Source organism: Spiroplasma endosymbiont of Tipula paludosa, from assembly GCF_964264785.1.
Taxonomy (GTDB): Bacteria; Bacillota_I; Bacilli_A; order Mycoplasmatales; family Nriv7; genus Nriv7.
The window spans coordinates 584,224-604,041 of the sequence record NZ_OZ183484.1 but is presented as its reverse complement, the minus strand read 5'-3'; the positions used below and the strand labels follow the sequence as shown (position 1 = coordinate 604,041).

Annotated in this window: 25 protein-coding genes and 5 tRNA genes; 16 read left to right on the top strand and 14 right to left on the bottom strand. The window is 25.8% G+C overall.

The features are described 5' to 3' along the window. The 4 genes from ACFEL5_RS03500 to ACFEL5_RS03485 all read left to right on the top strand — a co-directional run bounded on the left by ACFEL5_RS03500 (position 1) and on the right by ACFEL5_RS03485 (position 3,346). Complete coding sequence (locus ACFEL5_RS03500; protein WP_375315764.1) at positions 1 to 1,233, top strand: hypothetical protein; 1,233 nt, start codon at positions 1 to 3, stop codon at positions 1,231 to 1,233. Between the two features lie 42 nt (positions 1,234 to 1,275). Beyond that, the gene (ftsZ, locus tag ACFEL5_RS03495) at positions 1,276 to 2,460 is read left to right on the top strand and encodes a cell division protein FtsZ (protein ID WP_375315701.1); all 1,185 of its coding nucleotides are present in this window, start codon (positions 1,276 to 1,278) and stop codon (positions 2,458 to 2,460) included. After that, positions 2,460 to 2,840: a cell division protein SepF gene (locus ACFEL5_RS03490; RefSeq protein ID WP_338967147.1), complete on the top strand. Its 381-nt coding sequence runs from the start codon at positions 2,460 to 2,462 to the stop codon at positions 2,838 to 2,840. The genes ftsZ and ACFEL5_RS03490 overlap by 1 nt, the downstream gene beginning before the upstream one ends. 143 nt (positions 2,841 to 2,983) lie before the next feature. Then, positions 2,984 to 3,346, top strand: a complete 363-nt coding sequence (locus tag ACFEL5_RS03485; RefSeq protein ID WP_375315700.1) for a hypothetical protein — start codon at positions 2,984 to 2,986, stop codon at positions 3,344 to 3,346. Between the two features lie 64 nt (positions 3,347 to 3,410). On the opposite strand, the gene ACFEL5_RS03480 is transcribed toward ACFEL5_RS03485, so the two are convergent. From ACFEL5_RS03480 to ACFEL5_RS03435, 10 genes are all read right to left on the bottom strand, one after another. Beyond that, positions 3,411 to 4,058: an IS30 family transposase gene (locus ACFEL5_RS03480; RefSeq protein ID WP_375315699.1), complete on the bottom strand. Its 648-nt coding sequence runs from the start codon at positions 4,056 to 4,058 to the stop codon at positions 3,411 to 3,413. Continuing rightward, on the bottom strand, positions 4,059 to 4,775 hold the full coding sequence (locus tag ACFEL5_RS03475; RefSeq protein ID WP_375315698.1) for an IS30 family transposase: 717 nt from the start codon (positions 4,773 to 4,775) through the stop codon (positions 4,059 to 4,061). 19 nt (positions 4,776 to 4,794) lie between these two features. Further along, a complete protein-coding gene (locus ACFEL5_RS03470; RefSeq protein ID WP_375315393.1) occupies positions 4,795 to 5,010 on the bottom strand; it encodes a transposase in 216 nt (71 codons plus the stop codon). A gap of 56 nt (positions 5,011 to 5,066) precedes the next feature. Continuing rightward, on the bottom strand, positions 5,067 to 6,011 hold the full coding sequence (locus ACFEL5_RS03465; RefSeq protein WP_338966716.1) for an IS30 family transposase: 945 nt from the start codon (positions 6,009 to 6,011) through the stop codon (positions 5,067 to 5,069). 76 nt (positions 6,012 to 6,087) lie between these two features. Next, complete coding sequence (locus tag ACFEL5_RS03460; protein ID WP_375315697.1) at positions 6,088 to 6,480, bottom strand: ATP-binding cassette domain-containing protein; 393 nt, start codon at positions 6,478 to 6,480, stop codon at positions 6,088 to 6,090. A 519-nt stretch (positions 6,481 to 6,999) separates the two neighbouring features. Further along, positions 7,000 to 7,158, bottom strand: a complete 159-nt coding sequence (locus tag ACFEL5_RS03455; RefSeq protein WP_375315438.1) for a hypothetical protein — start codon at positions 7,156 to 7,158, stop codon at positions 7,000 to 7,002. Between the two features lie 43 nt (positions 7,159 to 7,201). Then, entirely contained in the window at positions 7,202 to 8,290 is a 1,089-nt protein-coding gene (locus ACFEL5_RS03450; protein ID WP_375315696.1) for a permease, read from the bottom strand. Continuing rightward, positions 8,262 to 8,417: a hypothetical protein gene (locus tag ACFEL5_RS03445; protein WP_375315695.1), complete on the bottom strand. Its 156-nt coding sequence runs from the start codon at positions 8,415 to 8,417 to the stop codon at positions 8,262 to 8,264. Before ACFEL5_RS03445 ends, ACFEL5_RS03450 begins: the two co-directional genes overlap by 29 nt. A gap of 109 nt (positions 8,418 to 8,526) precedes the next feature. Next, positions 8,527 to 9,486 (bottom strand): GMP reductase, encoded by a 960-nt coding sequence (locus ACFEL5_RS03440; protein ID WP_338967518.1) that lies wholly within the window; start codon positions 9,484 to 9,486, stop codon positions 8,527 to 8,529. Between the two features lie 168 nt (positions 9,487 to 9,654). Further along, complete coding sequence (locus ACFEL5_RS03435; RefSeq protein ID WP_375315694.1) at positions 9,655 to 10,149, bottom strand: hypothetical protein; 495 nt, start codon at positions 10,147 to 10,149, stop codon at positions 9,655 to 9,657. Positions 10,150 to 10,567: 418 nt separating this feature from the next. On the opposite strand from ACFEL5_RS03435, the gene ACFEL5_RS03430 reads away from it, so the two are divergent. Beyond that, entirely contained in the window at positions 10,568 to 10,810 is a 243-nt protein-coding gene (locus tag ACFEL5_RS03430; protein WP_342277269.1) for a helix-turn-helix domain-containing protein, read from the top strand. Here the strand turns inward: ACFEL5_RS03430 and ACFEL5_RS03425 are convergent. Further along, positions 10,807 to 11,751: an IS30 family transposase gene (locus tag ACFEL5_RS03425; RefSeq protein WP_342277599.1), complete on the bottom strand. Its 945-nt coding sequence runs from the start codon at positions 11,749 to 11,751 to the stop codon at positions 10,807 to 10,809. The genes ACFEL5_RS03430 and ACFEL5_RS03425 overlap by 4 nt on opposite strands. Positions 11,752 to 11,819: 68 nt before the next feature. Between ACFEL5_RS03425 and ACFEL5_RS03420 the strand changes: the two genes are divergently transcribed. Further along, positions 11,820 to 12,593, top strand: a complete 774-nt coding sequence (locus ACFEL5_RS03420) for an IS30 family transposase (protein ID WP_375315693.1) — start codon at positions 11,820 to 11,822, stop codon at positions 12,591 to 12,593. Here the strand turns inward: ACFEL5_RS03420 and ACFEL5_RS03415 are convergent. Next, entirely contained in the window at positions 12,577 to 13,143 is a 567-nt protein-coding gene (locus ACFEL5_RS03415; RefSeq protein WP_375315692.1) for a hypothetical protein, read from the bottom strand. The genes ACFEL5_RS03420 and ACFEL5_RS03415 overlap by 17 nt on opposite strands. A 467-nt stretch (positions 13,144 to 13,610) precedes the next feature. Between ACFEL5_RS03415 and ACFEL5_RS03410 the strand changes: the two genes are divergently transcribed. Further along, positions 13,611 to 14,918, top strand: a complete 1,308-nt coding sequence (locus ACFEL5_RS03410; protein WP_375315691.1) for an Mbov_0401 family ICE element transposase-like protein — start codon at positions 13,611 to 13,613, stop codon at positions 14,916 to 14,918. Positions 14,919 to 15,128: 210 nt separating this feature from the next. On the opposite strand, the gene ACFEL5_RS03405 is transcribed toward ACFEL5_RS03410, so the two are convergent. After that, on the bottom strand, positions 15,129 to 15,839 hold the full coding sequence (locus tag ACFEL5_RS03405) for a Pr6Pr family membrane protein (RefSeq protein WP_375315690.1): 711 nt from the start codon (positions 15,837 to 15,839) through the stop codon (positions 15,129 to 15,131). 146 nt (positions 15,840 to 15,985) lie between these two features. Between ACFEL5_RS03405 and ACFEL5_RS03400 the strand changes: the two genes are divergently transcribed. From ACFEL5_RS03400 to ACFEL5_RS03375, 6 genes are all read left to right on the top strand, one after another. Further along, positions 15,986 to 16,369: a hypothetical protein gene (locus ACFEL5_RS03400; protein WP_342190125.1), complete on the top strand. Its 384-nt coding sequence runs from the start codon at positions 15,986 to 15,988 to the stop codon at positions 16,367 to 16,369. Between the two features lie 150 nt (positions 16,370 to 16,519). Then, positions 16,520 to 16,596: transfer RNA gene (locus ACFEL5_RS03395), tRNA-Ile, on the top strand. Between the two features lie 17 nt (positions 16,597 to 16,613). Then, positions 16,614 to 16,706, top strand: a tRNA-Ser gene (locus tag ACFEL5_RS03390). A gap of 24 nt (positions 16,707 to 16,730) precedes the next feature. Further along, a tRNA-Met gene (locus ACFEL5_RS03385) sits at positions 16,731 to 16,807 on the top strand. Between the two features lie 3 nt (positions 16,808 to 16,810). Continuing rightward, positions 16,811 to 16,886 (top strand) — tRNA-Asp (locus tag ACFEL5_RS03380). A gap of 9 nt (positions 16,887 to 16,895) precedes the next feature. Beyond that, positions 16,896 to 16,971 (top strand) — tRNA-Phe (locus tag ACFEL5_RS03375). 125 nt (positions 16,972 to 17,096) lie between these two features. Here the strand turns inward: ACFEL5_RS03375 and ACFEL5_RS03370 are convergent. Next, complete coding sequence (locus ACFEL5_RS03370) at positions 17,097 to 18,041, bottom strand: IS30 family transposase (RefSeq protein WP_338966716.1); 945 nt, start codon at positions 18,039 to 18,041, stop codon at positions 17,097 to 17,099. Between the two features lie 58 nt (positions 18,042 to 18,099). Between ACFEL5_RS03370 and ACFEL5_RS03365 the strand changes: the two genes are divergently transcribed. From ACFEL5_RS03365 to ACFEL5_RS03355, 3 genes are all read left to right on the top strand, one after another. Beyond that, positions 18,100 to 18,447: a transposase family protein gene (locus ACFEL5_RS03365; RefSeq protein WP_375315689.1), complete on the top strand. Its 348-nt coding sequence runs from the start codon at positions 18,100 to 18,102 to the stop codon at positions 18,445 to 18,447. Positions 18,448 to 18,515: 68 nt separating this feature from the next. Continuing rightward, the gene (locus tag ACFEL5_RS03360) at positions 18,516 to 19,316 is read left to right on the top strand and encodes a hypothetical protein (protein ID WP_338967915.1); all 801 of its coding nucleotides are present in this window, start codon (positions 18,516 to 18,518) and stop codon (positions 19,314 to 19,316) included. Between the two features lie 2 nt (positions 19,317 to 19,318). Further along, positions 19,319 to 19,795, top strand: a complete 477-nt coding sequence (locus ACFEL5_RS03355; RefSeq protein WP_338967917.1) for a dual specificity protein phosphatase family protein — start codon at positions 19,319 to 19,321, stop codon at positions 19,793 to 19,795. Positions 19,796 to 19,818 lie beyond the last annotated feature (23 nt).

Below are 19,818 nucleotides of genomic sequence, written 5' to 3'. Positions count from 1 at the left end.
GTGATTAATCAAGAGCTTTATGCAGTTATTGAAATAGATACTAAACGCATTAAATTTATGGTTTTTAGTTATCATAAATCACAGTTTAATGTTTTGTTTAATCATATGCAAAATGGTAATTTTTGTGATAATGGTGTTGTATTAGAACCTAAAATTGTCGGTAAACTTATTAATATGATGGTTAAAAAGGCTAATTTGCAATTAGCAATTCAAATTAAACGCGTGGCTTTGAATTTAGTAAGTAATGGTTTAACTATTCGTCAGGGACAAGCAATAATTGAAATTAATCGCAAACAACATCGGATTACTAATGAAGATATTAGTAATTTGATTGCAATGAGTAAAAATATTTCTCTTGCTAATGATGAAGTTATTTGTTTGACACGACCATATAAATTTATTGTTAATGGGCAGAAAAGGCTACCATACCCGCCAATTGATGAGTTAGCAACAAGTGTTGCGGTTAATTCGTTAGTCTATACAATTAAAAAAGAAGTTTATAATTCACATTTAGAAGCAATAAATTATAGTAAGTTAGAGTTGTTATCTTTAGTTTTAATGCCTTTTTGTCATGCTTGAGCAACAGTTTCTCGCAAAGAATTACAAGAGGGAGCAATTATTATTGATTGAAATTATGATAATACGCAAGTAAGTATTTTTGCTAAAGAAACACTGTATGATTTAAATATTATTGATTATGGGTTTAAAAATCTTATTGCTGATTTACAATATGCTTTGCAATGTCCATGAGATGTTGCTGAAGACTATTTACATAAAATTATTAATATTGATAATAATTTTTTGGATAATAAGATTATTTACTCTAAATATGATTATGAGAAAAAGAAATATTTGGAGTATAGTCATCAAACATTAAAAAATATTATTATTAGTCGTGTTGAGGCAGTTTTAATTAAAATTACGGAGCATTTGGCACATATTTTGAAAGCGAGAAATTTGCCAATTGTGTTTTTGGGTGAAGTAATGAAGATTGCTGGTTTTGTTAATTATATTAATAAAAATAGTAATTTAGCATCATTACGGTTTTATAATTCTAATATTATTGGTGCTAATGATGAAATTTGGTCAGGACTTATTGGTAATGTTTATTATCAACACTTATTAAACAAAAATACTATTGAAAAAGTATTTTCAATTGATAGAATAAGTAGAGAACCACAATATCCGAACATACCTAAGAATCATAAGTTAGATTATGTTCATAAGTATTAGTAATATTTGCCGGTTTAATTCATAAAGAGGAGATGAAGAGAAATGAATAATGATACTCAACTAGAACAATATGATCAAGTAGCTCATATTAAAGTAATTGGTGTTGGTGGAGCTGGAAACAATGCTGTTAATCGCATGATCGAGGCAGGAGTTCAAGGTGTTGATTTCATTGTTGCAAATACTGATGCTCAAGTATTAAGCGTTTCTAAAGCTCGTGAAAAGATTATTTTAGGCAAACAATTAACTAAAGGTTTAGGAGCAGGTGCTAATCCAGAAATTGGTAAGCAAGCAGCAATTGAAACTGAACCGGAAATTAAAAAGATGTTAGAAAATTCTGATATGGTTTTTATTGCCGCTGGGATGGGTGGTGGAACTGGTACGGGAGCGGCACCAATTATTGCCCGAATTGCTAAAGATTTGGGTGCTTTAACAATTGCTATTGTTACAAGACCATTTACTTTTGAAGGTCGTTTAAGAAGTTCTTATGCTGTTCAAGGTATTGAAGAATTAAGAAAGCATGTTGATTCATTAATAATTATTTCTAATGATAAGTTATTGCAAGTAATTGGTGGTGTGCCTTTAACAGAATCATTTAATGAAACTGATAATATTTTACGACAAGGAGTACAAACAATTACTGATTTAATTGCTGTTCCCGCGTTAATTAATTTAGATTTTGCTGATGTTAAAACAGTCATTGAAAGTAAAGGTAGTGCTTTATTTGGTATTGGTATTGGCACTGGTGAAAATAAAGCTATTGAAGCTGCTAATAAAGCGATTTCTTCACCATTATTGGAAGCATCAATTAAAGGAGCTCAAAATGCGATTGTGAATGTTACAGGTGGTAATACTATGTCATTATTTGATGCTAATGATGCTGTTGATATTGTTCGTCAAGCTGCTGGTAGTGAAGTAAATATTATTTTTGGTGTTGCTGTGAACGAACATCTCGATGATGAGATGATTGTTACGGTTATTGCTACTGGTTTTGATGAAAGACAAATTGAGAAAGCTAATCCTCAGGTTATTGAAGAAGCCCGATTAAAAAGATTTCGCCCCGTAGGAGCAGAAAATTTGTCTAATTTTGGTTATGAAGATGATCAGTTGCAAGAACGAAGTGTTATTTATAAACCGCAAAGAGTTGGTAATTTTAAACCATCACCAGATGGTTTACAAGAGGAATTAAGTAATGATGATGATTTACCACCATTTTTAAGAGGGCGATAATGATGTTCAAAAGAAGACAAAAAAAATCAGCAATATTGGTTCAAAATGATGACAGTCAATCTAATCCAGTATTGTCACAGTTACATTCAACAATGAGGCTTCAAGATAATGATTTAAGTCCTACTGTGCAGTCATTAGCAGTTGATGAGAATTTAACAAAACCATTATTAGAATATGAATTAGAAGCTTATGCTCAAGTTGTTGCTTTAGCAGACCGTTTAGTTGCTGGTGAAAATTTAATTGTTAATGTTGCAAATTTATCACCAATTGATCGCAAACGCACTTTAGAGTTTTTAGGTGGTGTTATTTATACTTTGCAAGGTAAAGCTCAAAAAATTGATGCTTGTGCTTATGTTTTTATTAGTAATGAAAATTTTTAATAGTTATTATTTTAGCGATCAGAGATTTTTATGTAAAATAAATATTTAATAGACATAATTGGTGTCTATTTTTTATGTTATGATTTTAATAGGTGATGAATATGAATTATTCCAGAGATTATATATTGAATGAGAAACAAATGGTGATTGATAAATTAAAACAAGAAAATAATATTTTAAAACAACGAATTTATACTTTAGAAAAATATATTAATGATTTGCAAAGAAATTTGCATATTAAACAAAATGAAATTATTAATAATGCTAATCAAAATGCTAATGTTATTATTGCTAAAGCCATTAATATTGCTTATAACTTTAAAATTGAATTAGAACAATTATGGTTAGATTTAGAAAGTAAACAAACTGATCCGGTGATGGTTTTAAAATTAATTGATAACTTTTTAGAAAAACATCAACAAACATTTTTAGTAAATGCTAATGAATCGCATCGCGTTTTTCAAGATTTAGAGGCATCTTTACAATTAGTTAAAAATAATTCATAATTTTAACAATTTTTATTGCATAATTGATTAATATTAAAGTGCCAAATTGTAAAGTTAAGTGCAACTAAATTATTTTTCTAACCAAATATTCGATTGGCGAAAGATAATTTAGTATTTTTCTTGGTCTTTGGTTTAAAGACAATATAAATTTATGAACTGCATTTTTAGTAGTGTTTGAAAAATTAAATTTTTTAGGAAATTTTTCTCTAATTAAACCATTAGTATTTTCATTAGTACCTCTTTGTCAAGGTGAATATGCATCAGCAAAATAAATTTTCACATTTAAATTTTTTTCAAGTTGTTGTCAATTAGCAAATTCTTTACCCCTATCAAATGTTATAGTCTTAACAAGATTATTTGGAAGAATTGATAAATAATGACTAATATTTTTGTTAATAACTTTAGTAGTTCTATTTTCAACTAATATTGCTAAAGTAAATCTTGATGTTCTTTCAACTAAAGTTATTAAACATGATTTACTTTTACCTCGTGATGATACTACAGTATCACCTTCTCAATGGCCAAGAGTTATGCGATTATTAACATTTCGTTCTTTAATGGATTTACCATTAAATTTACCCCGATTTTCTTGAGATTTTCGTTTCTTACCTTTTCTTCTTAAATTTTTACTAGTAACCTTTTCAAGTAATCCAGAATAAATTCAATTGTAAATTGTTTTAAAACTAATGCCAAATTGTAAAGTTAAGTGCAACTAAATTATTTTTCTAACCAAATATTCGATTGGCGAAAGATAATTTAGTATTTTTCTTGGTCTTTGGTTTAAAGACAATATAAATTTATGAACTGCATTTTTAGTAGTGTTTGAAAAATTAAATTTTTTAGGAAATTTTTCTCTAATTAAACCATTAGTATTTTCATTAGTACCTCTTTGTCAAGGTGAATATGCATCAGCAAAATAAATTTTCACATTTAAATTTTTTTCAAGTTGTTGTCAATTAGCAAATTCTTTACCCCTATCAAATGTTATAGTCTTAACAAGATTATTTGGAAGAATTGATAAATAATGACTAATATTTTTGTTAATAACTTTAGTAGTTCTATTTTCAACTAATATTGCTAAAGTAAATCTTGATGTTCTTTCAACTAAAGTTATTAAACATGATTTACTTTTACCTCGTGATGATACTACAGTATCACCTTCTCAATGGCCAAGAGTTATGCGATTATTAACATTTCGTTCTTCAATGGATTTACCATTAAATTTACCCCGATTTTCTTGAGATTTTCGTTTCTTACCTTTTCTTCTTAAATTTTTACTAGTAACCTTTTCAAGTAATCCAGAATAAATTCAATTGTAAATTGTTTTAAAACTAATAATTCATTCTTGATGAAAATTTTTAATTCTGCCATAAATTTGTTCAGGCGATCAACCTAATAATAATTTTTGTTGTACATATTTTACTGCCAAATTGTAAAGTTAAGTGCAACTAAATTATTTTTCTAACCAAATATTCGATTGGCGAAAGATAATTTAGTATTTTTCTTGGTCTTTGGTTTAAAGACAATATAAATTTATGAACTGCATTTTTAGTAGTGTTTGAAAAATTAAATTTTTTAGGAAATTTTTCTCTAATTAAACCATTAGTATTTTCATTAGTACCTCTTTGTCAAGGTGAATATGCATCAGCAAAATAAATTTTCACATTTAAATTTTTTTCAAGTTGTTGTCAATTAGGCCAAATTGTAAAGTTAAGTGCAACTAAATTATTTTTCTAACCAAATATTCGATTGGCGAAAGATAATTTAGTATTTTTCTTGGTCTTTGGTTTAAAGACAATATAAATTTATGAACTGCATTTTTAGTAGTGTTTGAAAAATTAAATTTTTTAGGAAATTTTTCTCTAATTAAACCATTAGTATTTTCATTAGTACCTCTTTGTCAAGGTGAATATGCATCAGCAAAATAAATTTTCACATTTAAATTTTTTTCAAGTTGTTGTCAATTAGCAAATTCTTTACCCCTATCAAATGTTATAGTCTTAACAAGATTATTTGGAAGAATTGATAAATAATGACTAATATTTTTGTTAATAACTTTAGTAGTTCTATTTTCAACTAATATTGCTAAAGTAAATCTTGATGTTCTTTCAACTAAAGTTATTAAACATGATTTACTTTTACCTCGTGATGATACTACAGTATCACCTTCTCAATGGCCAAGAGTTATGCGATTATTAACATTTCGTTCTTTAATGGATTTACCATTAAATTTACCCCGATTTTCTTGAGATTTTCGTTTCTTACCTTTTCTTCTTAAATTTTTACTAGTAACCTTTTCAAGTAATCCAGAATAAATTCAATTGTAAATTGTTTTAAAACTAATAATTCATTCTTGATGAAAATTTTTAATTCTGCCATAAATTTGTTCAGGCGATCAACCTAATAATAATTTTTGTTGTACATATTTTACTAATTCTCTATTTTTAAATTTATGAAAATAAACATGTAATTGTTTTCTATTTTCTGCTTTATTTTGTGCAATTAATGAAAAATAATGATTATTATCTTTATTTCTATTAACTTCTCGATTAATAGTACTAATACTTCGATTAAGATTTTTAGCTATTTCACTAATTTTTACTTTAAATTTCAATTGATTCTCAATATAAATTCTTTCATCTATGCCAAGATGTTTGTATCCCATATAAAAACTCCTTAAATTTACTTTTTCTAAAATAAACTTAGCATCATGAAATTTTTATATGAAATCTTTTGCAATTTTATTTACTTGCACTTACAAGTATAATTCAGCTTTTATTAAAATTAGTTAATCCTAAAAGATATTCATTTACTTTTATTTTAGAATTAAAATTAAATTGCTCTGGTAAATAACTAATATCACAATTATTAGTTCGCTTAGTATCATTTCCCATAATTTTAATTTTTCCTGAATTTTTATTAATAACACCAACAATTAATTTAATGAGAGTCGTTTTTCCCGCACCATTATGTCCTAATAATCCAAAAATAATTCCTTTTTTAATATTAAAACTTAAATTATCCAAAATAACTTTACCTTTTATTTTCTTAGATAAATTATTAACTTCAATGGCAAAATCATTATTAAAATTGATATCTAGTTGATCTTGCTTCTTTCAAAAACTTAACTTCACAATTTATTTTCCTTTCTTATTGATTAACAAGTTTATCAATTTCTTTGGCTAATATGCCATCATAGCCTCCAATTGCTAAAAATAAATGGTTTCAATTATCATAGGTCTTTCATTTCAGCACTAATTAAAAATATTAAATTTAAAATCGTGTTTTATTTTCTAAACTAGAAAAAGCAAATCCTGATATTAAAAATACTAATAATGCCTTTAGCATTTTAATAACCTTCCTTTCAAATGTTCTCTTAATTAAAATATAACACAAATAAAATCTAATATTTAACTTTTACTCATTAGACTTGGTACATAACTATAACATTTTATGCCGACTAAACTATAAAATTCATTTTTATCTTTGTATTTATCTAACATTTGTATTTCATCTAAAAAATAATTATCAAAATAGTAGATAAAATTAAAGGTTATGTACCAAGTCTATTATGAAATAACTTTCGTTTATTTGCAACAAAAAGTCGCTTTTAAATTTAAAAGCGACTTAATATTAATTTAATATTGATTTCATTAACTAGCTGATATTTTTAAGCGCTTATTATCTTTTCTTTTTAAAAATAATAATATGCATCCCGCTAATACTGCTAATAATAGACTTGGTACATAACTATAACATTTTATGCCGACTAAACTATAAAATTCATTTTTATCTTTGTATTTATCTAACATTTGTATTTCATCTAAAAAATAATTATCAAAATAGTAGATAAAATTAAAGGTTATGTACCAAGTCTAATGAAACAACAAGAATCATTGTTAAGACAATTTGATATCCCGTTTGGCTAGAAAATTTTTCTTCTTTACCATTAACAATCTCAACGATTTCATAACGCTTATAAACAACAGAAGCAATATGTCAAAATCAAGCATCAGGAGAAAAAGAAATTAAAGAAATAAATGCTACCATTAAACCATAATTCTTTTCTGGAATATTTAATTCATTAATTACTGCTCAACGATTAGTTACTAAACATCAACAAGTTATTCCTAAAAGAATAAACATCGCCGAAACAATAATTTGAATTGTAATTTTTCCAGCAGCTCCAAAATTATTAATTGTTGTTCCAAACCCAGGTGTAATAATAGCAATCAAAATTAAACAACTATTTATTACTAGTCCCAAAGTAATAAAGAGAATATACTTCACTCAGCGATCAGCAATATTTCCTGCAAATGAAGATACAGCAAACCGTGAGAGATAAGTTCTAACAATTCCTAAAATAAATGTTACTACACTAGCAACTTTTAAACTATTTTCTAAGTAATTAATAAAAACGCTTAAACCTGATTGAAACATATAAACACCTAAAATTAATAGTGTTACTAACCACACCTTAATATTACCAATAATCAGTCGTAATTCATCTCACTTAAAAGCAAAAGCTTTCGTTTTTTGCTTTTCTTCAACAAATAACATTGTTAAAACACAAACAATTAAAGCTGTTGCTGATAAAACTCAACATAAAGCTGGAAATGCTCAATTATCTAAACTTGTTGCTTTTAAAATAAAATAAATCGCATAAGAAAAACCAACAATTAAAGCACCAAACAAACCATTAATACTGCCTAATAAACCATTAACTGTTCCTTGTTGCTTGTCGGCTGCTTGTTGTGACAATAACTTTCATAATGCTGACCAAAAAATAAATCCTGTTGCTAATCCTCAAATAACAAATATCGCTACTAACTGACTAAAAATTGCTTCTTCGATACCTTGCATAAATGGAATTGCTCCATATCAAAAACCAACGCCACCAATCATTGCTAAACCACTAACAATTAATAACTTTAAAAAAAACATTTTTTAAATAAAAAGGCAATGTCATTGATAATACATCTGCCATTGCTAAAATAGCAATAGCTCATATTTTTTTACTGCCAAAACTATGAAAAACTCTCACAAAAGATGAATTTTTTAGTTTTGTCATTTTCTTACTCCTCTCAAATATAAACTTATAAATTTATCTTAACATAAGATTTAGTAAAACATCTTTCATTTAAAAGAAAAAATGTCATTTTTAAATAAATGACATTTTTTTATTCACTAACTAATAAAACATAATCAACGGTTCTTAAATCAAAAAGTTTATTGCCTCCCGAATATGAAATTGCTGATTGTAAATCCTGATTAATTTCTCTTAACTTTGAAGCAATATTTCCTTCAATCGGAACAAAAATTCTCTTGCCTTCAATATTATCAGTATTTTTTTTATTAAAGGCACTAGCTGAACCATAATATTCTTTCAAAAATTGACCATCAACTTGGACAGTTTTCCCTGGTGATTCTTCCAATCCTGCTAATATCGCTCCCACCATACAAATTGTTGCCCCAAATCTAATCGCTTTAGCAATATCACCATGTTCGCGTAAACCACCATCTAAAATAATTGGTTGTTTAATCGTATTAAAAATGTCTAAACAAGCTTTGGGTTGTCATCCAGCGGTGCCAAAACCAGTCTTTAACTTTGTCGTACAAACTTTTCCCGGACCAATACCAACTTTAACACAATCAGCTCCTCAAGAAACTAAATCTTGTGCTGCTTCAACCGTAGCAATATTTCCCGCAATAACAAATGTTTGTGGTAAATGAATTTTAATGTATTTAAGCATCTTTTCCATATATTGCGAATGTCCATGAGCAATATCAATAGTAATAAAATCAGGAATTAAATTTTTTGCTTTCAATTCATCAATGACATTATAATCCTCTAATTTAATTCCCAAACTAATCGAACTATAAAGATTTTGGGCTTTCATTTTAGCAACAAAAGCCACATTATCAAACTCAAAACGATGCATAATGTAAAAATAATTATTTTTAGCTAAAAATAATGCCATTGTTTCACTAATAACTGTTGTCATATTAGCAGGAACAATTGGTAACTTAAATTTAAAGTTACCTAACTGCACACTGGCATCACAGTCTTTCCTTGATTCAACAATACATTTTTTAGGTAATAACCGAATATTTTCAAAATTATAATATTCTCTTTTCATACTTTTCTCCTTAAACATTAACTACTATTCTCAATTCATTGATGAATCATTTTACAATATTGCTCATAGTTTTTACTTCATAGTAAATCATGCGCATCATCAATGAAATATAGTAAATGAGCCCCCATTAACTTTTTAATTTTTTTTTGATTACTAAACGGATGATTATTACTTTAGACTTGGTACATAACTATAACATTTTATGCCGACTAAACTATAAAATTCATTTTTATCTTTGTATTTATCTAACATTTGTATTTCATCTAAAAAATAATTATCAAAATAGTAGATAAAATTAAAGGTTATGTACCAAGTCTTTTGTAATAATAAAACTTTTTTATTTGAATTTTTAAGTTTTCAATACGATTTATTAATTAAAGAGTTCATTTGTAACCGATATCATAATAAAAACGGCTTATTTTCAAAATATTTCTTAATTTGTAACTGATAAGTTTTATTCTTACTAATTAATTTCTCCACCAAAACAACTGGTAATTTAACATTACGATCAAATCAAAAACCATACAACGAAATAAATTTTGTTTTCAAATCACTATCAAGATAATTAGGATTACTAATTATATTCAATAATATTATCCCAGTAACCGATACTTTATTACTAAGACAAGATATAATATTAGCACCTAATCCCTGTCCAAGCAAATAAATTTGTTGATGAGGATATTTGCTATTAAATAAATTAATAATTGTTACTAAATCTTTAATATTACTTCCTAATGTTACTTTTTTATTAGCGATTTCATTATGATGATATCGTAAATTAAATCAAACGCTAGAAAATTATACCCAATTTTTTGAAAATAATCAATATAAAACTTAAAATCGGTCGCGTTTAGTTTTCTTAGGTATTGCTTTGAAGAAGTAAAACAATCAGCTAATTATATTATTTAATTACTAAACTAACCCTGCCTTTCCTTGTTATTGTCATTTTTATTCATGATTATTTTACCATGCTGAATTATACTTGTAAGTGCAAGTAAATAAAATTGCAAAAGATTTCATATAAAAATTTCATGATGCTAAGTTTATTTTAGAAAAAGTAAATTTAAGGAGTTTTTATATGGGATACAAACATCTTGGCATAGATGAAAGAATTTATATTGAGAATCAATTGAAATTTAAAGTAAAAATTAGTGAAATAGCTAAAAATCTTAATCGAAGTATTAGTACTATTAATCGAGAAGTTAATAGAAATAAAGATAATAATCATTATTTTTCATTAATTGCACAAAATAAAGCAGAAAATAGAAAACAATTGCATGTTTATTTTCATAAGCCAAATTGTAAAGTTAAGTGCAACTAAATTATTTTTCTAACCAAATATTCGATTGGCGAAAGATAATTTAGTATTTTTCTTGGTCTTTGGTTTAAAGACAATATAAATTTATGAACTGCATTTTTAGTAGTGTTTGAAAAATTAAATTTTTTAGGAAATTTTTCTCTAATTAAACCATTAGTATTTTCATTAGTACCTCTTTGTCAAGGTGAATATGCATCAGCAAAATAAATTTTCACATTTAAATTTTTTTCAAGTTGTTGTCAATTAGCAAATTCTTTACCCCTATCAAATGTTATAGTCTTAACAAGATTATTTGGAAGAATTGATAAATAATGACTAATATTTTTGTTAATAACTTTAGTAGTTCTATTTTCAACTAATATTGCTAAAGTAAATCTTGATGTTCTTTCAACTAAAGTTATTAAACATGATTTACTTTTACCTCGTGATGATACTACAGTATCACCTTCTCAATGGCCAAGAGTTATGCGATTATTAACATTTCGTTCTTTAATGGATTTACCATTAAATTTACCCCGATTTTCTTGAGATTTTCGTTTCTTACCTTTTCTTCTTAAATTTTTACTAGTAACCTTTTCAAGTAATCCAGAATAAATTCAATTGTAAATTGTTTTAAAACTAATAATTCATTCTTGATGAAAATTTTTAATTCTGCCATAAATTTGTTCAGGCGATCAACCTAATAATAATTTTTGTTGTACATATTTTACTAATTCTCTATTTTTAAATTTATGAAAATAAACATGTAATTGTTTTCTATTTTCTGCTTTATTTTGTGCAATTAATGAAAAATAATGATTATTATCTTTATTTCTATTAACTTCTCGATTAATAGTACTAATATTTCGATTAAGATTTTTAGCTATTTCACTAATTTTTACTTTAAATTTCAATTGATTCTCAATATAAATTCTTTCATCTATGCCAAGATGTTTGTATCCCATATAAAAACTCCTTAAATTTACTTTTTCTAAAATAAACTTAGCATCATGAAATTTTTATATGAAATCTTTTGCAATTTTATTTACTTGCACTTACAAGTATAATTCAGCATAAATTTAAAAATAGAGAATTAGTAAAATATGTACAACAAAAATTATTATTAGGTTGATCGCCTGAACAAATTTATGGCAGAATTAAAAATTTTCATCAAGAATGAATTATTAGTTTTAAAACAATTTACAATTGAATTTATTCTGGATTACTTGAAAAGGTTACTAGTAAAAATTTAAGAAGAAAAGGTAAGAAACGAAAATCTCAAGAAAATCGGAGTAAATTTAATGGTAAATCCATTAAAGAACGAAATGTTAATAATCGCATAACTCTTGGCCATTGAGAAGGTGATACTGTAGTATCATCACGAGGTAAAAGTAAATCATGTTTAATAACTTTAGTTGAAAGAACATCAAGATTTACTTTAGCAATATTAGTTGAAAATAGAACTACTAAAGTTATTAACAAAAATATTAGTCATTATTTATCAATTCTTCCAAATAATCTTGTTAAGACTATAACATTTGATAGGGGTAAAGAATTTGCTAATTGACAACAACTTGAAAAAAATTTAAATGTGAAAATTTATTTTGCTGATGCATATTCACCTTGACAAAGAGGTACTAATGAAAATACTAATGGTTTAATTAGAGAAAAATTTCCTAAAAAATTTAATTTTTCAAACACTACTAAAAATGCAGTTCATAAATTTATATTGTCTTTAAACCAAAGACCAAGAAAAATACTAAATTATCTTTCGCCAATCGAATATTTGGTTAGAAAAATAATTTAGTTGCACTTAACTTTACAATTTGGCAAATATATAAATCGTTTGAATAATTATAATCAACATTAAAATATACATTATTATTACTATCAAAAACAATTTTATTTATAATTCCAATTAATCCCTCAATTTTTGTGAGTTGTTTTTTATCTTGTTCTAAAAAATAAGCACCATTATCTGTTCCGACATATAAAATATTATTATTAATTGCAATTATTCTTATATTGCTTTTTATTTTTTCTATTCCAATTGCAGTTGTTTGTCCTTTTTTTAAAAACCACAATTCGTTAGTTGTACTAAAATAAATATTTTGATTTTTATCAAATAAAATGTTATTAACTGACTCTTTTATTTCTTCAATTTTCTCAAAATATTTAATATCTTTATTATTAGATTCTAAATAATCATTTACTAATACTGTTTCTCTTTTATTTCTTTCTAAGTTGTTAGCTTGTAAATTTTTATTTTCTGTTTTTGTTGAAACATTGGCTAATATCATCGGCATTATACTTCCGATTGTACTGATACTTGTTAACATTGATAGTAACTTTTTCACTTATTAAATTCCTTTACTTTTATGTCAATTTTTCCTAATTAATAAATTTATTGAACAATCAATATCCTTTCTCCAAAAATTAATCTAGAGTCTCTTTGCCTTGGAATTTAATTATATATCATTAAATAATAATTTCTATCGTTTTTTCAGGATATTGAATACTAGTTCTAAAAAACATTTATCATTAAAGCAAAAAAATAAGCTAACTAAACTTTATTAAAATTACTATCAAGAAAGGTAATTTATTATGTTAAAAATTAATAATAATAGACTTGGTACATAACTATAACATTTTATGCCGACTAAACTATAAAATTCATTTTTATCTTTGTATTTATCTAACATTTGTATTTCATCTAAAAAATAATTATCAAAATAGTAGATAAAATTAAAGGTTATGTACCAAGTCTAATGTAAAAACCCCAGAAAATAAACATTGATTCAGTTTATTTATAACCCATAAAAATATGCACACCAACAAATGTGAACAACTAGCTAATGAATACGAAAAATTAGATGAATACTTATATAAATATCATTATCGGTTAAAACAAGGTTATAAAGTAGTTCATTTTGCCTCAAGAACAATTATTACAATTTTTGGTGATGTTACTTTTAAACGACGCCGATATAAATATTGAAATCAAAAATCCGGTAAATTTGAATATGTATGTTTACTAGATAAAGAAATTGGTTTATTGCCCAAACAACGCATTTATTTTGATGTCCAATTTAAAGTTTTAAGTCTTTTTGGTGATGGCAAACGCTATCGCGATGTTTTAGATGCTCTAAATCATTGTTATATTTCAAAAGGTAGTATTTCAAATATTTTAAATAAATACGATATTGCCGAATATTTTCAACTCGCAGAAAAAGAAACTAAAACTAGAATTGATGTCAAAAATAAGAATTTATATATTCAACTAGATGAGACATTTTTAGCGACATTAAATCAGAAAGTTAAACAAGACCAAAGAATTCGTTTAGTTACTTTTCACACCGGACATAAAGAAAAAAATTACAAAAATGCTCGTAGAGAATTAGAAAACAAACGAGGTCATTTTCTAATATTAAAAGTTGGTAAACGAATAAATACTATGGATTATCGTGATTTATTAATTAAGGAATTACAAAAATATTATGTAAATATTAATTATGACAAAATAATTGTTTGTGGCGATGGCGCTACTTGAATTAGAGAAATTGCCAATAGTTTTGGTAATGTTAGATATATTTTGGATGGTTATCATGCTATTAAAAAATTAAAACAAACGGCATTTAATATTGTTTTTGAAAATCGTAAAGTAGCACTAAATAGTTGAATTGAATTATATAAAAATGGAAATCATCAAGAATTGGTAAAAAACATTCAAAATGATGCTAAAAATGAATTAAATAAAGATATTAAAACAAATTTAAGGAAGGCTAGTAATTATTTCAAAAACAATAAGCATGGCATTCATCATCAAAATTTAGAATGAAATATCGGTTGTAGCATCGAAAGTGATGTATCACATTTAGTAAAACAACAATTAGGCTATGGAGCGAAAATATATAATTATAAGAATTTAAATAACCTATTACATTTAAGAATGGCAAATTTAAACAAATTAAATGTATTACATTACATTAATGAAAATATTAATTCAGAAATAGAAATCAGAAAAGAAATATATAAAAGTTCATTATGAAATAAATATAATAATAAAAATGATGATAGTTGAATTAATTATAAAGGTAATGCTGTAACAAATAAATATAATAGATTTAAGTAAGTAAAAATATAAAATTAATATATATTAGTGAAAATTTAATAATAATTAATAATTTTTTATTGTGCAAAAATTCAATAATATGATAGAATAGTAATGAATAAAAATGACAATAACAAGAAAGGCAGGGTTAGTTTAGTAATTAAATAATATAATTAGCTGATTGTTTTACTTCTTCAAAGCAATACCTAAGAAAACTAAACGCGACCTTTTTTATTTTTTATTTTTAAAATTGTTAATAAATATGTATAGTAAGTTAAATACAATAAATAAAAATAAAATTAAAGTTGCAAAGATAACAAATACTAAAACCCCATTCATTCCAAAATTTTTATTATGAAGGTTTAAGAAAAAGTAGGGGTATGATAAGTTTTCTTTACCATCTGCTCAGCGCATTTCGCCACGAAGCATAACATAGATAATGTATGTTAATGGATAACTTAAGTATATTCAGATATTTTTTTTAAAATAGTTATTTAATTCAATTTTATTACTGCCAATATTTCAGATGCCATAAATAATCATTAATAAAGGGACAATAATGTGTTGGGCAACGCCATAAATTCAGGCATTTATTCCCATATCTTTAAAAGCGGTGGGCATTAGGACTGTAAGTCAAACAAAAAAAGTTACGGAAATATAACTAGTTATGAAAAGTTTGCTTGTTTGTCCTGTTAAAATATTTTTATCTTCATTTTGATAATTAATTGTTGCTAATAGAAATCATATGGCAACAATGATATTTGATTGCGTAGTAAAAAAAGATAAATACTGAACTGTAAAATCGCCATATAGAAATGGTAAGTCAGATTTAGGTACTCATAATTTTAATACCATTGAATTAATATATGTAGCAATTAAAAATGCTATTGTAAATATGAAAGCAAATATTTTAAAGATTAGTTTTCCTCGTGTTGGTTTCATAAGACCCTCCGTAGATTTTTTTTAATTAAAAATATTATATCAAAATTAGACAACGGATTGTTTTAAAATTTTGCTATTATTGCATTATATTGTTTATTGAATATAATTATAGATAATAAAATTAAAAAAGAAGGGATGTTTTAAAAATGATTAATAATTCTAATTTAAATCAAACTAATATTGGCCCTAATGGATTAATGAAAGCAGGACTAATTATAACGATTATTAGTTCGGGATTTATTTTATTTTTTGCTCTAATTTCATTGGCGTATACTTTAATTGGAGCTGGAGTTGTTGGATTTATTGGTTTTAGTGGATTTATATTTGGCGTATTTTGAATTATTAATGTTATTTTAGTAATTTTGGCAGTGATGGCGATAGTAACTAATAGTTTAGTATTAGTTAAAAAGAGTCAAAATTATATTTTGGCAGGTATTTTTGGAATTTTTTCTGGTTTTATTGGTGGCATTTTAGTTCTTTGTGGTAAATTTGAATCTTTAGCAAGTCCTGAATCTAATATGAATTCTTAGAATATTAAATAGAAATAGTAAACTTTATTTATTTATCTTGGTTTATTGCTTGCAAACTTGCATTATTTTTATTATAATTTATTTTGTTTAAGATTAGTGACAATTTTATTGATTTAAACAACCAATTAAATATAAGTTAGTTTTGCTATTGGACCCTTAGCTCAGTTGGTTAGAGCATCCGGCTCATAACCGGATGGCCGTAGGTTCGAGCCCTACAGGGTCCACCATTATGGTATTATTTTATGGAGGTGTACCCAAGCCTGGTTGAAGGGGGCGGTCTTGAAAACCGCAAGGAGTATAAAAACTCGCAGGGGTTCGAATCCCTTCACCTCCGCCATTAGTAATTATTAACGAAACATATCGCGGGATAGAGCAGTCTGGTAGCTCGTCAGGCTCATAACCTGAAGGTCGGGGGTTCAAATCCTCCTCCCGCAACCAATTGGTCCCGTGGTGTAGTGGTTAACATGCCTCTCTGTCACAGAGGAGATCGAGGGTTCAATTCCCTTCGGGACCGCCAGTTAGTTAGGGTTCGGTAGCTCAGTCGGTAGAGCACTTGATTGAAGCTCAAGGGGTCGGCGGTTCGATTCCGCCACGAACCACCATTAGACTATGAATTAAAATTTAAAAAAGCATTAACTGGTTTTTTTAAAATAGTTGAAGAAACCCAAAATAAATCTAATTTAAGTAGTTTTTGTAATTAATTGCCAAATTGTAAAGTTAAGTGCAACTAAATTATTTTTCTAACCAAATATTCGATTGGCGAAAGATAATTTAGTATTTTTCTTGGTCTTTGGTTTAAAGACAATATAAATTTATGAACTGCATTTTTAGTAGTGTTTGAAAAATTAAATTTTTTAGGAAATTTTTCTCTAATTAAACCATTAGTATTTTCATTAGTACCTCTTTGTCAAGGTGAGTATGCATCAGCAAAATAAATTTTCACATTTAAATTTTTTTCAAGTTGTTGTCAATTAGCAAATTCTTTACCCCTATCAAATGTTATAGTCTTAACAAGATTATTTGGAAGAATTGATAAATAATGACTAATATTTTTGTTAATAACTTTAGTAGTTCTATTTTCAACTAATATTGCTAAAGTAAATCTTGATGTTCTTTCAACTAAAGTTATTAAACATGATTTACTTTTACCTCGTGATGATACTACAGTATCACCTTCTCAATGGCCAAGAGTTATGCGATTATTAACATTTCGTTCTTTAATGGATTTACCATTAAATTTACCCCGATTTTCTTGAGATTTTCGTTTCTTACCTTTTCTTCTTAAATTTTTACTAGTAACCTTTTCAAGTAATCCAGAATAAATTCAATTGTAAATTGTTTTAAAACTAATAATTCATTCTTGATGAAAATTTTTAATTCTGCCATAAATTTGTTCAGGCGATCAACCTAATAATAATTTTTGTTGTACATATTTTACTAATTCTCTATTTTTAAATTTATGAAAATAAACATGTAATTGTTTTCTATTTTCTGCTTTATTTTGTGCAATTAATGAAAAATAATGATTATTATCTTTATTTCTATTAACTTCTCGATTAATAGTACTAATACTTCGATTAAGATTTTTAGCTATTTCACTAATTTTTACTTTAAATTTCAATTGATTCTCAATATAAATTCTTTCATCTATGCCAAGATGTTTGTATCCCATATAAAAACTCCTTAAATTTACTTTTTCTAAAATAAACTTAGCATCATGAAATTTTTATATGAAATCTTTTGCAATTTTATTTACTTGCACTTACAAGTATAATTCAGCAAAATCAAATACACTTATAAATCCAAAATTAGAATTAATTGCCGATTCAGGCTATCAAGGTTTGCAAAATGTTCATAAAAATACATTATTGCCAATTAAAAAGAGTAAAAATAATCCCTTAAATCCAGATAAAAAGGAATATAATAGCTTTTTAAGTAAAGTTAGAATTGCCATTGAACATGTTTTTGCTAGATTAAAAAGATTTAAAATACTAGTTTATCGTTATCGCAATAAGATTAGAAGATTTGGATTACGATTTAACTTAATTTCAGGAATATATAATTTTGAATTAAGCTAGTTATAGTTATGTACCAAGTCTATTGAAATTAGTTACTGACATTATTAGTAAAGGGAGAATTGAAGATAATGGTTAAACATTATATTTTGGGTTTATTAACTTGAAGAACAATATATAAAGTTATTGCTATTAGTTTATGTATTGTTGTTTTGGTAATTGGTTATTTGATAGCTTTATTTGATTATCAAGGAACAGCTTTTGATGAAACCCCTGCTAATGGTCGGAGTGGTAATTATTTAAGTTTTTTTGTGGTGCAAGTAAATATTTTAATTTTAGCATATTTTGTTAATGCGTTAGTCTTTTATCGTAATGAAGGATTAACAAGGTGAACTAAACCAACGGCCAAGATTGCTTTTTCTGTTTATGCATCATTTACTTTATTAGTTTATTGAATAATTATTTTTCCATGAGTATTAATATCTACACCGTATACTATTAAAGGTTGACATTGAATTATTATTGCGTTTCAAAATGGTATTATTCCTTTACTGTTAATTATTTACATTGTGATTATTAGTTATGAAGATATAATCTATTCAAGAAATTTTTTTCGTTGAAAGTTATGAATTATTATTTTATATCCCTTAATTTATTTAATGTTTATTTTAGTTCGGGGCGCATTACGCTTATTAGATCATAATAAACACCCAGATTTATTTACTACTAATGGTAAAATTGATTGGATTAAGATTTATAATTATCCATTTCTTTCATATAATCAAGAAGTTTCTTTTATTAATTTTGATGGTATATTTACTTTTATTTTCTTTATGATTATTTTTACTATTTTATTATTATTTTTAGTATGATTTTATGTGTATATTTTTAATTATCGTTATGATATGAAACATAAAAGAAAAAGGAGATAAAAATGAAAAATTATCGTAAAATTATTAATTATTTATATCTAGGAGATTATCAGTCAAAACCAGCATTTTGTGAATTTATCGTTAGTGCTGCGAGTGATTTTTTTGCTCAAAAAATCCCTAATCTTGATGACCAATCAGAACAAGTATATTTAAGCGATGATAAAAAAGAATTATATTTAAATTTGTTAGATTATCCAGAAATTGGTACCTTAGACAAAAAAGTTTTAAAAGCAGGTTTAAATTTTATTGATGAACATCTTAAACAGGAAAAAAATGTTTTCGTTCATTGTGTTTGAGGAGTTAATCGTAGTGCTTCATTAGTCTTTATTTATTTAGTTATTAATAACCATTTATCACAAGATAACTTTCATAGTGCTTGAAAACAATTTAAAAAAAATTATTCTCGTGCTAATCCGAACCCAGCTTATTGACATTATTTGAATCATGAGTTTCCTTATAATGATTTAAAAAATAAGTAAAATCTTTTTTAGTAATTAAGGAG